This window comes from Halalkalicoccus paucihalophilus, assembly GCF_001593955.1.
Lineage (GTDB): Archaea > Halobacteriota > Halobacteria > Halobacteriales > Halalkalicoccaceae > Halalkalicoccus > Halalkalicoccus paucihalophilus.
This window is the reverse complement of sequence record NZ_LTAZ01000017.1, coordinates 16015-29752: the sequence shown is the minus strand read 5'-3', so window position 1 is coordinate 29752 and position 13738 is coordinate 16015. Positions and strand designations below refer to the sequence as shown.

The window sequence follows — 13738 nt, the reverse complement described above, 5'->3', positions numbered from 1 at the left end:
GCCCGAATATCGGGTGGATTCCTGTATAGCGGGTATCACCTCTCCTGTACTAAGCGAACACTATCCTCGCAAATTGACTTTCAACTCGTGCCACACTCGCGCTGTATATTCAGCAGTGGCTCTACCACATCTATATTAGATGATGGAAGTGAGTACATTAGATTCGCACGTTCTATGTATCAGTAAGGTCGCCGAAGTTTGACATGAAACCAAGGCATTCAGGTCCTTCTGTGGCTTCTCCCTTGTGCAACAACCGTCCTTGTGAGAAGAGAAGTGTGTTGCACAAGGCGAGATGAATCAAAAGTATCAGATATACAGACACGATTGATATGCCCACGTTCTTCGACTGGCCAGGTATGCCCACTGCCTGAGGTCGACAGGCCCGGAGCTTTCTAGTTAACCTACTGCTCCACTTACCGGCAAAACATCGACGCAGGCAGTCCGCATACCCACCCCTCAAAGAACTAACCAACACATGACCCGCGATACAGTAATCTCAGTGTATGTATCAGAAAGCGAAAAGAACCACCTCCAAAGCGAGGCCAACGAGGAAGGCGAAACACTCTCGAGTTACGTCTACAAACTCGCCCAAGCCGAACGGAAACGCCGAGGCGTCGAGAAGGCAGCCACGGATCTCTCCGCCGAGGAGCGGATCGAGGCCCTCATCGCAGAGGCAAAAGAAGACCTCACCGAGATCGCCCAGGCTACAAAGGACATGAACGCACGGGCCGGCGCCTACTCGGTCGCGAACTTCGAACTGCTGAAGCAGAACTACCCGGACGCCCGCCGGAAAGACGTTCTCGAAACGGGCGCTCGACGGCTTCGCTACCCGCTGGAGGACCACGACATCATCGACGATACCGACGACCAGGAGGACGGCGACCAAGACCAGGACAACTCGGAATCGAACGGCTCGGACGGGAAAGCGTCGAGCGTGGATGAGTTGCTAGACAGATGACCACCTATCTCGACACCGATTACCGGGACACGGGGTCGGGTGATCTCGTGAATTACATCGGCAGGGAGGGGGATACGCCGGTCTGCGACAGGGCTGACCGACCCATGTCCGACGAGAGAAAAGAACAGTTCGTCGAAAAGAGCGAACGCCACCAATTCGAGAGACACATGATAATCAGCCCAGAGAACGGGAACGACCTGAGTAACGACGAACTCGGGCGGGAAACGAGGAAGACGATGGAACAGTTCACGAAGGGGCGACCAACAGCCACGTATGCCTACTCCGTCCATCGGGATACCGAACACCCGCACGCCCACGTCGCCATGACGGGCGAGAAGACGGACCTCTACATGGATAAGGGCGACATCGAGGAGACGCGAGAGCACGCCAACGAGCGGATGGTTGAACGCTCCCGGTATCGGAACCGTCGGCAAGAACAAGAGCGCGAGAACGAACGCAAGAACCAAGAGCAAGAGCTAGAGGATGAACGTCGCCGCGCAAGCGGGAGGGGACGATAATGGTCGTCGAACCCCTCCTGCCGGTAGCCGCTGTAGGAACGGCCGGATTATCAACCCTGAGACGGAGCGCCAGGCAGGCTCCGTATTCGCGACGGCTCAACAGCAGGTCACAGACCTATTCGTCGGTGACTTCGCGGAGAGCGGCGAGTTCTCTATCCGCGAGTACATGCAGAACCCCGACGGTCGGGTCCTCGTGCTCGACTATCCGATACGACAGTCTGGCACGATCGCGCCCGTGTTCCGCTATCTAATCGACCAGGCCATCATGCACGGCATGGACGACCCCGACCGATCGGCGTACTATCTCCTCGACGAGATCGAGCATCTGGACACGACGATCAAACGTCTCGGCGAGCTGATCAACGTCGGCCGCGGCGTTAACTGCCAGGCGATTCTCTCGCTTCAGTCGGTGGCGCAACTCGAAGACACATACGGGAAGGAACGTGCCCACGCGCTGCTGTCGGGTATGGTTACGGTGATCGGCCTCCGAACAGCCGACGAGGAAAGTGTGGACTTCCTCCGCGAGACTGTCGGGACGTCTTTCGAACAGTACACCCAGAATTCAGGCGACGACCATACACTCAGTGAGAGTGAGGAGAAAGAGGAGTATCAGTTCGCGAAAGGCGACCTCCGGAACTTCGACCCCGGCGAGACCGTAATCTGCCGGCAGGGTAGTGGATGGGTTCACGGTCAGATACAGCTGCTCGAGGATAGGGCCTCTTTTTTTGCTTTGTGCAACGATCGGTCTTGTACAGAAAGGTTTGAGTCTTTCATCGAGCAAAGTGCTATCTTCACTCAGCGCCTAGTCGGGACATTATAACATGTCTATCTGGAACGAAATTACCGTCGGGTGAGACGACCACTCCCTGGTTTGGGCGCGTCCATCCCGATCGGCTTTTGAAGGCCGACCGGAGTACCACCTCGCCCGCGAACCGTCGTCATGCACTGCGCCACATCCATGCACGGCCACAGGTCGAAATCGCCACCACGGGAAACGCCCCGCCCGAAAGAGCGAGTAGGGCAGGGTGGTTTACTAGTAGGATACAACACTTATTTGAAGCAGTAGACAATGGCCTTTCTTGAAAATCTCGCATTCGTGTTCGTCGCTGGATTCATCACGGCCCTTGCGACCGGAGTTGGTGCACTGCCGTTTTTCTTCTTTGACTCAATCAGTGACAGGAGGAATGTTATTCTCTGGGGTCTCGCGTCGGGTATCATGCTTTCTGCGTCGGTATTCGGTCTCGTTGAGGAGGGGCTTGCGGAGGGCACACCATTAGAACTCCTTACAGGGATGGGCGCCGGTGTCCTCCTAGTCGTTGTTGCCCACCATGTGTTACTAGATTCCGATATTGACCCACACGAGTACGAGGAGGCCGACTTCAAGAAGCTTGTACTCATTCTTGGCATTCTGACTGTTCATAGCTTTCCCGAAGGAATCGCCATCGGTGTCTCATTCGCTGATATCGGCCTTGAGGGAGGTACACAGATTTTCGGTGTGGTTATTCCGTTGCTGGGAATCTTCATGACGATCGCGATCTCAATTCACAACATTCCAGAAGGGACCGCTATCTCGATCCCCTTGAAGGCAATGGGCGTCCCCAACTGGAAGATGGTGTGGTGGGCAGTCTTTTCGAGTCTCCCACAGCCGATTGGTGCTGTTATCGCCTTCACATTCGTCCGTGTGGCTCGGGAGTTTCTCCCCTTCGGCTTCGGGTTCGCTGCTGGCGCAATGATCTATCTTGTATTAACCGAATTCATTCCCGAGGCACTGGATACCGGTACGGAACTCCCCGGTGGTGGAAAGAGAGAACTCGCGACCGGCATTATAATCGGGGTTATAATTATGATTCCACTCGCGTTCGTGTGAATCAGTATGTCTGGCGCGATACTACTTTTCGCGCTGTTTTCGACTGGCTACGTTTAGTCTTCGTCCTTCCCTCCAGTATCGTTTTTCTTTGTAGTGTGGTGTTCGTCTTCGTGCTTCTTTTCGTCGTTACCGTCGCGCGGCAGCACTTCGTATGGACGCATCATCTCGTGATCTTCGTGTTCGAGGATGTGGCAGTGCCACGGATACTCGCCAGTAAAGTCCTTGAACAGTCCGTCAAACTCGCCGAAGTGAGCGATCACTCTGGTCACCTCGCCCGGATTTGCCGAAACCGTGTCTTTCCAGCCCTCTTCGTTCTCTTCCGGTGGCTGAGATTCGCCGGTATAGTAGTTCTCGATTGCCTGCACTTCGTTGCCGTCTGCTGTTGCATCCTGGAGATAGGCGTCAACATCAAACGGACGACGGCCGAGGACTTGGAACTGGACTAAGTGAAGGTGGATCGGATGAGTGTCCACTGTGAGATTAACCAAATTCCAGATCTCCGTATCTCCAACCGTTGGGTTCTCTGTAATCGGCGCATCCCAGTCTAGTCCATTCGGGGACTCTTGGGTTCCGAGCAAGAGCTTCAGACGGCCAAACTCGTCTTGACCTTCAGCAAGAGTGAGATCTCGCTCTTGATTGATTTTGCACTGTTCCAAGTCCGGCACTTGTTTCAGCTCAGTGGGTATCTGGTGCCGATCATGATCATCTTTCTTCTGTTCCGTGACTTCAATGAGCATGACCTCCGGTAGTGGTTGTGCGTCTTCCGTATCGAACGCGCCTGTGAACGGTGTCGGAGCGTTGTTGTGCACTAACAGCGTCTGGCCTTCATAGTCAGAGAAGTCAACGATCGTATCAGCACGCATAGCCGGTCCAAGTAGCAGCCGGTCCTCGATCGTAACAGGCTGCTCGAGGAATCCGCCATCACTCCCGATCTGGATAATCGGCGGTCCATCGCCTGTGATCTCATCCGTTTCCTCATCGTACTGGAAGAGTTCAATGTTGTAGAACCGGCTGTTCGCGCCGTTAAGCATGCGGAACCGGTACTTTCGTGGCTCAACTGTCAACCTTGGCCAGGCTTTACCGTTGACGACTGACGTATCCCCAAAGAACTCAGGGACAATACTCGGGGAGGGAAGGTCATTCGCAGCACCATCCGGACCCTCGGGATAGAAGAGCGATCCATCCTCATTGAAGGTCCGATCTTGGAACAGAAGTGGGATCTCGTAGTCGTCCTTTGGAAGGTCAAACTTTCGTTCGTGCTTACCACGGAGGAAGTAGAAGCCAGCGAGGCCTGCATAGACGTTCAACCGGGTAATTCCGAGTGCATGGTCGTGATACCAGAGAGCGGTTGCTGGTTGCTCATTGGCGTACCAGTACGTTTTCTTCTCGAAGAAGGGACCTCGCTCTTCGAAGTCGCGTGTGAACCATGCTTCGGGGTGGCCGTCGCTTTCGGGTTCGACGTTCGCCCCGTGGAGGTGAGTAGTTGTCCGTACTTCCGGAGTATCTGGCTCAGCACCATGGATCGTCGTATCAACAGGAAGCAAGTGCTCAGTTGGAAGCTTATTCTTCCACGTCACGTAGACATCTTCGCCACGTTTGGCTTCGATTGTCGGGCCGGGATACTGTCCTTCATAGCCCCACACCGTCGTTTCCGGGAGATCACGGTGGAGTTGTTGCTCTACTTCGCGCATCTCAACTTCATAGAGTGGCTTGCCCTTTTTTCGCCCAGTAGGCTCGAGCACGTTCGGGCGAGGTAGTTCATCGACGAACCGCTCGAGATCTGGTGAACTTTGTGTTGCCGTAATCGGTTGTTGAGTTGAGGGGCAACTCGTTTCGGCCATGCCGGGGGTACTAAAGAGCGCAGCGGAGCCGAGTAGACCCAGGCCTTGCAATAATCTTCTGCGGGATGATTCGACTATTTGATCACGTGTCTGTTCTCTCGCATCGGTCGATTCGGAGTGCTTCATTGGACTTCCCGTCTCCCATGCTGGGTGCTTGCCACTCCGTTATGGATAGACATGTTAGATTTATACTATTATTAAAATACCATCTGATCTATATTTCTATTAAATATAGCCCCGATACTCCTACCGTCTTCATCGTGATCAGCAATGGTCACGGTGATCCGGCTTTGGACGGCCGACTTGGAGAGCGTGAATTATCTCCGTGAGGCCGTCGGGACGTCCTTCGAGCAATATACTCGAAACTCGGAATCCGACCGTACGCCGAGTGAGAGTGAGGAAAAAGAAGAATATCAGTTTGCGAAGGGCGACCTCCGGAACTTGACCCTGGTGAGGCCGTAATCTGCCGACAAGGTAAGGACTGGATTCACGGCCAGATTAAGATGCTTGAGGAATAGCGCGCCACGAGGACAGGAGGCGACCCGCGCCGACGACGCGGACGGATTGTTCACCGATCTCCGATAGATTTAGATTTTTGATCACGGTGGTCAAATCGGTAGATGTCGGCCCCCCATATGCGATGAATCGCTGGCTGACCGAGGTTTCTCAAGCATTCCACATCAGTGGCATGGCGAGTATGGGGAGCCATGCTCACTCACCTTCAATCCACGATCGTGACCCTCATTTCTCAACCTTGGGCAACATCGTGGCCTTGTGAAAGGCGATCGGTTGCCCAAGGTTTTGACACACCTTTCCCACCCGATGAGTGTCTGACGTAATTCTATCTGAAGGCGTACGACATGAAACAGATCACCGTGCGGCTCAACAAGGAATTGGACCGAATTGCCGAGGATTCGAATCGGAGTCGTGCCGAAGTCATCCGGGATTAACTCAATTCGCTGGAGGATGCGAGCGAAGTTCCGTTGACATCGGTCGATAGGATTCTACCGAAAACACAGCGAGAGTGCCTCGGGGCTTGTCCCCCGGGGTAGTTCACGCCGATGCACCGGGTAGCTCTCCGCGTTTGGCAGGGCGGGGGAACCGTATCGGCACAGTAAACGTCCGAACGTCCGAGTGAAGACAGAGTGCGTGAACGCATTCTACTTCATCAGCTTGCAGTGTCTCTGTGATACTAACTAGTGGGAGCGAGGGCGAACGGAGAACGAATCTGACGACCCGCGAGGAGTTCGATCCCGAGCGGATCGGCGTGCTCGGCATCTGCGGATCGGGCGGCTATGTCCCGTTCGCCGCACAGGCCGACCATCGAATGAAGGCTGTGGCAACCGTCAGCGCAGCGGACGTGCCAGACTGGTTCCGAAGTCCCGACCCCGAGGCATTCCAGGAGATGGTCGAGCAGGTAGGAGAGTTGTGTACTCAGGAGGCCGTTGGCTTCCCGTCCGAACTGATCAGTGCGCTGCTAGATCAGGACGAGGTCGACGACTCGACTCCTGCGACCATCCGCGAGCTCGTCGATTACTACAAAACGCCCCGTGGCCGACACCCCCGTGCGACTAACGAGTGGGTGGCTCGCAGCGCCGATCTGCTCGACCAATTCGACCCGTACGCCGACGTCGACAAGATCGCTCCGCGGCCCCTGCTAATAGTCGCTGGCACCGAGGCATCCTCGCTACCCTACAGCGAGGACGCGATCGAGCAGGCGGGTCAGAACGCCGAGCTCTTCACGATCGAAGGCGCGACGCACGTCGACCTCTACGACAGGGACGAGTACATCGCCCCAGCCGTGGACAAGCTGACCGAATTCTTCGATCAACATCTGGCCAATTCCTAACACAACGGCTAGTAGATGCTTCTATGTATCAATATAAATTTTATAGAATGATATTCTCGGGATACCAGCGCCGTATCTGCGGAATACAGCTGATACGGCAATAGCGCAATCCATTTTTGATTAATCATAAGTGAATATCATCACCATTGAGCCCTCCACTCATCCAACCACATGCCAGACCTCAAATCCCAGGTTCAGACGCTACATCTACTTCTTCAGGAGAGGTTCGAACCGTGACCAACGCAATCCATAGTGGAATCAATTGTCAAGATATGATCGTCACCTACGGGAGCACCTGAACAGCGCAGTCAACTGCACTCTATGGTTCGCGATCAGCGGCGAGACCTGTCGGTAAACCAATTACCAACTATTGGTTATGATTTGCGAGGCCTCTTCTGGAACTAGCAAAGATACGACTCTGATTTTTGCTAGTCGAGACTATACCGGATCCTCTGGCTCGTGCTTTTCTTTCATTCGTGCGACTTCGGCAGCGTATCGCTCCTGCACATCGGGTTCGTCGACGAGTCCAAGATTGTCAAAAGAGACGTCCTTTGCAGCAGTTACCGTACCTAGAGCTTGCGACGCTACCTCCCTCCGGAAGACTTGATCGCCGCTGGGCGTTGCGTACTTGAGAATGATGAGATTTCGATTGTTGTATCCACGCTCAACAAGCCATACGCGCACTTCATCCGAGTCAGATACCATGAACTACTCTACAGGCCATACGAAGTTACTATTTGGCCTGCTTATAGTGGATGAGTGAGATACTGGTACCCTTTATTGGTAATCCGGTATTTGCCACGATCAACCCGCTCAACAAAATCATGGCGCTCTAGCTCACTCAATCGACGATTGATCTCTTCACGACTATACTCAATATTATACGCGATGATAGAGGGTGTGAGGACGAGATCGGCCCTAGAACAAACCTCAAGAATCCGATCATCCACAGGACTCATCCAGTCTTCCTGTGCCCGAACTCGTTGTGGATGTCGCACTAAAATATCAATCCAGCCCGAGGAGCGCGCGGTTGCAGCTGGAAGTCGATACAAACTGAGTATTACCAAAGCTGCTCCACTTCCATGGATCCAGTGAACGACTGCCGGTGCAACAACCTCGGCGATAATTCCACCGGCAACAAAAATACCGGGTCCGAGGACGGCGACTAGCAGGTAATAATCATATTCTCGAAGCGGAACAGTCGATTGAAGCTGAATCTTACCAAGTAAGGCAAGAACACCGGCCAATGCAACGTATTTGACTGCACTAACAGCCGTGAGGGATGTCGCTTCCGGAGCCACGAGCAACGCTGCGTGGTAGGCCGTGACAATTCCCATAATGACTGCAACGGCTGCAATAGCGCGCCCGAGTGGTGAGTAGCGAAAGACACGCCAAAATAAGAACGCAGAGAGACTTGCACCACTTCCAGCGACAGCTGCAAACGGGATACTCAACGATTGAACCGCAGCGGCGACCATGATTCCCCTCTGGAGTTATCATCACATAACCATACTGGCGCAGAGCCCACACCGTAGCATCCCTGGCTAATTTTGCGATTAACGGCTGCCATACCCGTAATCTCTACAATCTCACTAATACGTGAGGACACTGTATTGGCCGACAATTCCACATCATTATTTAACCGTAAATGTTTTATTCGTTATAGTAATATACCTGCGAATCAAGGATTATCTGTCGAGAGAGGGCGCAATTTCACACGAGCACTACTCTCGACTTATAAGAGTGAGTAATAATGACACAGTCCACAAATCGACGTCGATTTCTGTACTTGATCGGTGCGACCAGCGCTATCGGTTTTGCGGGATATAGCGCTGCAGATGATAGCGATGAGCATGAACACGGCCATGATAACAACGAGGACGGTAGGCATGATCACGACGACCACGACCATTCTGGTGATCACGATCATGACGAAGAGGATCATCACGGACATGACACGGAGTACAACGGCGAGTTCAATCACGCCGACGTAGAATTCATGCAGATGATGATCCCCCACCACGAGCAAGCGATTGAAATGGCTGAGCTCATTTCTGGTCGTACGAGTCGTCAGGAGCTATGCGATCTTGGTCCCGAAATCATCGATGTCCAAGAGAGAGAAATCGAGATGATGCACGAGTGGCTCGAGGAGGCGGATGCTGATTCCCATGACCATGAAATGGATCATCACGATATGGATGGAATGATGACTCCGGATGAAATGCAGGAGCTTCGCTGTCTTGAGGGTCAAGCGTTCGACTGTCTGTTCGTCGAACACATGATTCATCACCATGAAAGTGCGATTATCATGGCAGAAGACGCTCTAGCAGACGGCCAGGCAGACCGTGTACTCGAAGTTGCTGAGGATGTCATCGAAGTCCAAGAAGCCGAGATCACAATGATGAAGAGCTGGCTCACTGAATGGGGTTGCTGATCGAATCAAGAGACCCCTGCTAATGCATGCCTGAGCCATCAATACGCCTTCTACAGTGCGGTCTATCGAGGGTAAACGTTTTTAGTTAATCAATTGACTCGTATACATGGGAACCACTGATACACTGTTCCGAACGCTATTGATTATCATTGTTGCGGTATTACTAGTACCGCTTGTAATGATGATGCTGTTCATCCCGCTGATGGGGATGGCTGGCTGGGGGCACATGGGTCTCTGGACTGATACTGGTGGGATGGGATGGATTGGAGTTCTGATGTGGCTCGGATTTCTTGTTCTCATTCTCGGTGGTGGCTATTTGACATACAAGGCAGTTGTTCGAACCACGGAGCAAGCACCTGATGCTGCTCTTGAAGAACTCCGAATTGCATACGCTCGTGGTGATCTTTCAGATGAAGAATTCGACCAACGGCGCGAACGTCTCACCAGACGAAAAACCGAGTAGATAGAATGCCAGAGAATCATCGGCCACACAGCCATCATCAACCTACAGAGAAAAAGGGAAAGGCCGACGGACAAGCACTGTTTCTGCTGTCGCCTATGTGGGTTAGAGGACACTGGAAGTAGTTCTGAGAATTACAATAAACACAAGGGAAACGACGGGCCTGCCGATACGCCTGCTGCCACATACGATCACGGTCGGCAAGAAGCAGATCACACAGCACATGTCGATCACAGCGATCACGAGGAGATGTTCAAACGTCGGTTTGTGATCTGCTTTGTCCTCGCAATTCCAGTACTAATTTACAGTCCATTTATTCAGGACCTTCTCGGTTTTACTGCCCCGACGATGCCTGGTAGTGAATTCATTGCTCCGGTCTTCGGTATTGTCGTCTTGGTGTACGGTGGTGTACCGTTCCTAAGGATGGCCACGACCGAAGCGCGCAATCGGGAACCAGGGATAATGATGCTGGTTTCGCTTGCAATCACTGTGGCCTTTGTCTACAGCATTGCTGCTTTCTTCCTTGGTATCGGCGAGACGTTTTTCTGGGAGCTATCTTGGGGCATTCGGCCATCTTGTTGCACTTCGAGACGGTGATCTCGCGTATCTCCATATCCATCCTGAAGAGACCGATCCAGAAAGTGGCCGTGTTGAGTTCGGTGCCCAATTTCCGACACCAGGACGGTACCGTCTATTCCTGCAAGCGAAACCAGACGGAAACCTGATCACCTCATCCTTCGATATTGAGATCGATCGCTGAGAGTATCTGACGAGTATCTTGACGCTATCTGTAAAACACCCTTAGAATCGATCTCAAGGACACTGTCGTCGTTTGCGGACACAGATACGAAGTGACGTTCGACTTTGTCGTTGACACTCCTAGAATCTGGTTGGTTCACTGGCACACTTGCTATCATATTGAATCGAGGGTGCCCGCATAATACGATACAGAAGTAACGAAGAGCGCGTCAGTGCGCCGGTTTCGCCTCCTCCGGTGCAGACACTCCCGGCAAATTCGGAACCGTGAGATCGACACGGCGGAGAAATTGTGCATTGATCGCGACGATCACCGTCGAGAGCGACATGAGCAAGGCACCAACTGCAGGTGAGAGAAGGATGCCAATCGGGGCAAGCACACCCGCTGCAAGCGGGATCGCGAACACGTTGTAGCCGGCCGCCCAGACGAGATTCTCCTTCATTTTGCGATAACTCGCCTTGCTCAACTTCACGAGACGAACGACGTCCATCGGATTGTTCTGGACGAGGATGATGTCCGCCGACTGGACCGCAACGTCCGTCCCGCTTCCAATCGCGATCCCAATGTCGGCTCGCGTCAGTGCAGGTGCATCGTTGACGCCGTCGCCAACCATCGCCACCAGCTTTCCCTGATTCTGGAGTTCGGTCACCTTCTTGTCTTTATCCTCGGGCAGCACCTCGGCGAAGACCGTATCAATACCGAGATCGGCGGCAACCGCATGGGCGACATCTTCGCTGTCGCCGGTCAGCATCGCGACCTCGATATCAAGTTCGTGGAGCGCATTGACGACGTGGTAGCTCTCATCGCGAACGACGTCGGCAAGCGCGAACGCAGCGATTGGTCTCTCGTCACGCAGTAAGTAGATAACTGTCTGTGCGTTTTCTCCAGCCCGTTCTGCGAACGCTGTTAGCTCAGAAGGAACGTCCGTATCGAGATGCGTAAGAAGATTCGGTCCACCGACATGAATCGTTTCTCCGTCGACAGTCGCACGTACTCCACGACCCTTGAGCGCCTCGAAATTCTGGGCATTCGGTGACTGGAGCTCCCGGTCAGCTGCAGTCTCGCGCATCGCCTGGGCGATCATGTGTTCCGAGTCACCCTCAACGGCTGCGGCGAGTGACACTACTTCATCCTCGTCGATGTCTTCGACAGTTATGACGTCGACGACGCCTTGCTCGCCTTTCGTGAGCGTCCCTGTCTTATCGAAGATAATCGTATCGAGTTCCCGTGCTTGTTCCATGGCGATGCGATCCCTGATAAGCATCCCGTTGCGTGCGGCGAGGGACGTGTTGATCGCGACGACCAGTGGAATTGCAAGCCCGAGTGCGTGTGGACAGGCAATCACCAGCACCGTTACGACTCGCTCAATGACCGTCGCGTTGAACGAGACTGCGACAGTCCACGCGATAGCGGTCACGACCGCTGCGCCGAGAGCGACATAGAACAGCCACCCGGCGGCCCGGTCAGCGAGCACCTGTGTCTTCGATTTACTTCCCTGGGCTTCCTCGACGAGACGCATGATGCCCGCGAGCGTTGTCTCCTCGCCCGTTGCGCTGATTTGGACCCGAAGGCTGCCGTCACCGTTGATTGTGCCTCCGATCACCTCGTCACCGGGCTTTTTGGAAACGGGTTTGGATTCACCCGTAATCATCGATTCATTTACATCGGAATCGCCCGATTCGACGACGCCATCAGCGGGGACGCTTGCACCCGGACGGACGAGAACGAGATCCCCTTCCGACAGTTCGCTCACAGGGATCTCTTCAGTCTCGCCCTCATCCGTGATGCGCTCAGCTGTATCGGGCATGAGCTTCGCCAGTTCGTCAAGTGCACTCGAGGCCCGACGAACACTGCGCATCTCAATCCAGTGACCCAGCAGCATGATATCGATGAGCGTTACGAGCTCCCAGAAGAACGCCGAGGTTGTTGGAAAGACGACACTCGCCAAACTGTAGACGAATGCAACAGTGATCGCCATCGAAATGAGCGTCATCATCCCTGGCGAGCGGTCCTTGAGTTCTGGAACGGCCATCTGCAAGAATGGGACGCCACCGTACGCGAAGACGATCACCGCGAAGACTGGGTTGATCCATTCACTCCCCGGGAACACCGGGACCGAGAAACCAAGCCACTCCTGGAGCATCTCGCTATAGAGAAGAACGGGAATCGAGAGGAGTGTCGAGATGAAAAATCGCCGGCGGAACATCTGCTCGTGGCCCTCGTGCATCCCGCCGTGCCCATCGTGTTCTCCTTCGTGTTCGCCGTGATACTCCCGTTCTTGTTTGGCGTGTATTTCCTCGCGAGCTTGTTCAGAATCGGCCTCGTCTTCAAGAAGTGATTGCTCGGTCTGCGGTTCTGTACGTCGCTGGTTCTGTTTTGATGACTCGTCACCGATCCCGGTATCGTCATCGGAGTGATCCTCGTTTGATTCGTGAGTGTGGTCATCCATTGGTTATCTCTGCGTGCTACATCTTCTTCAATTGAACAGCGATCTAGAGTCTTCGGAAGGTGAGGAGGTGACTGATCAACCTATCTGAGGTGCTGCATAGAGATTATAAGCAGAGAACGATGTCACACTACCCCCACACAGACGTTGTTCCAAAGCACTATACCGGAAAGTCTGTGGACGACCGGAGCAATAACAAGCTATCCTCCAAGCATGCCATAAATTGCTGATGCACGTTATTCGTGGTGTCGCGATCATATTGGCTCCGACAGTGGTTGAGCTTAGCTGTGAAGAGGTCTGTCAGCGTGGCTCGGTTCCATCTGATGCCAGAACTGGCCAACTCTCCATCGACATTGAGGTCACTGCTTGTGAGAATGGCCCCATCCACGAGGGCAGAGCACCTACTCGCGATGTGAGTAAGCGAATATACTTGTGACATGCTATGGCCGTTGTCCGTACCATCAGCAGTATATTTCTTCCTCCCCAGTTGCTCGTGTTCATCCTTCCTCCGATGATATGTCATGAGTGACAGAGTGTCATACAAGCTGTTGATATATACAAGTATCGAAATTGATGTGAGTGATATATGACTATTCTCGCCACTATAC

Annotated in this window: 11 protein-coding genes and 1 pseudogene; 7 read left to right on the top strand and 5 right to left on the bottom strand. The window is 53.5% G+C overall.

Annotated features, from left to right (window positions below):
* The first annotated feature begins 475 nt into the window (after nucleotides 1-475).
* The 4 genes from HAPAU_RS18045 to HAPAU_RS18030 all read left to right on the top strand — a co-directional run bounded on the left by HAPAU_RS18045 (nucleotide 476) and on the right by HAPAU_RS18030 (nucleotide 3343).
* Nucleotides 476-958 (top strand): hypothetical protein, encoded by a 483-nt coding sequence (locus tag HAPAU_RS18045; RefSeq protein ID WP_066385472.1) that lies wholly within the window; start codon nucleotides 476-478, stop codon nucleotides 956-958.
* A complete protein-coding gene (locus HAPAU_RS18040; protein WP_066385471.1) occupies nucleotides 955-1476 on the top strand; it encodes a relaxase/mobilization nuclease domain-containing protein in 522 nt (173 codons plus the stop codon). Before HAPAU_RS18045 ends, HAPAU_RS18040 begins: the two co-directional genes overlap by 4 nt.
* Nucleotides 1442-2296 carry a type IV secretory system conjugative DNA transfer family protein gene (locus HAPAU_RS20560; protein WP_245634238.1) on the top strand — a complete coding sequence of 285 codons (855 nt, stop codon included), beginning with the start codon at nucleotides 1442-1444 and terminating at the stop codon, nucleotides 2294-2296. Before HAPAU_RS18040 ends, HAPAU_RS20560 begins: the two co-directional genes overlap by 35 nt.
* 249 nt (nucleotides 2297-2545) lie before the next feature.
* The gene (locus HAPAU_RS18030) at nucleotides 2546-3343 is read left to right on the top strand and encodes a ZIP family metal transporter (protein WP_066385470.1); all 798 of its coding nucleotides are present in this window, start codon (nucleotides 2546-2548) and stop codon (nucleotides 3341-3343) included.
* 53 nt (nucleotides 3344-3396) lie between these two features.
* Here the strand turns inward: HAPAU_RS18030 and HAPAU_RS18025 are convergent, their stop codons facing one another.
* Nucleotides 3397-5310 carry a multicopper oxidase family protein gene (locus HAPAU_RS18025; protein WP_066385468.1) on the bottom strand — a complete coding sequence of 638 codons (1914 nt, stop codon included), beginning with the start codon at nucleotides 5308-5310 and terminating at the stop codon, nucleotides 3397-3399.
* 984 nt (nucleotides 5311-6294) lie between these two features.
* Nucleotides 6295-6363: pseudogene (locus HAPAU_RS23145) on the bottom strand (helix-turn-helix domain-containing protein); the annotation flags it as partial.
* Nucleotides 6364-6370: 7 nt separating this feature from the next.
* Here HAPAU_RS23145 and HAPAU_RS18015 point away from each other — a divergent pair.
* Nucleotides 6371-7033: an alpha/beta hydrolase gene (locus tag HAPAU_RS18015; RefSeq protein WP_211263634.1), complete on the top strand. Its 663-nt coding sequence runs from the start codon at nucleotides 6371-6373 to the stop codon at nucleotides 7031-7033.
* Nucleotides 7034-7471: 438 nt separating this feature from the next.
* Here HAPAU_RS18015 and HAPAU_RS18010 read toward each other — a convergent pair whose 3' ends face one another.
* Both HAPAU_RS18010 and HAPAU_RS22615 read right to left on the bottom strand, forming a co-directional pair.
* Entirely contained in the window at nucleotides 7472-7738 is a 267-nt protein-coding gene (locus HAPAU_RS18010; RefSeq protein ID WP_066385464.1) for a hypothetical protein, read from the bottom strand.
* A 41-nt stretch (nucleotides 7739-7779) separates the two neighbouring features.
* Complete coding sequence (locus HAPAU_RS22615) at nucleotides 7780-8511, bottom strand: winged-helix domain-containing protein (RefSeq protein ID WP_245634237.1); 732 nt, start codon at nucleotides 8509-8511, stop codon at nucleotides 7780-7782.
* Nucleotides 8512-8786: 275 nt separating this feature from the next.
* Here HAPAU_RS22615 and HAPAU_RS18005 point away from each other — a divergent pair, with 275 nt between their 5' ends.
* Both HAPAU_RS18005 and HAPAU_RS18000 read left to right on the top strand, forming a co-directional pair.
* Complete coding sequence (locus tag HAPAU_RS18005) at nucleotides 8787-9467, top strand: DUF305 domain-containing protein (protein ID WP_066385463.1); 681 nt, start codon at nucleotides 8787-8789, stop codon at nucleotides 9465-9467.
* Between the two features lie 106 nt (nucleotides 9468-9573).
* Nucleotides 9574-9930 (top strand): SHOCT domain-containing protein, encoded by a 357-nt coding sequence (locus tag HAPAU_RS18000; protein WP_066385462.1) that lies wholly within the window; start codon nucleotides 9574-9576, stop codon nucleotides 9928-9930.
* Nucleotides 9931-10895: 965 nt separating this feature from the next.
* Here the strand turns inward: HAPAU_RS18000 and HAPAU_RS17990 are convergent.
* Nucleotides 10896-13133, bottom strand: coding sequence for a copper-translocating P-type ATPase (locus HAPAU_RS17990; protein WP_066385460.1), 2238 nt, complete (start codon nucleotides 13131-13133; stop codon nucleotides 10896-10898).
* Between the last annotated feature and the right edge of the window lie 605 nt (nucleotides 13134-13738).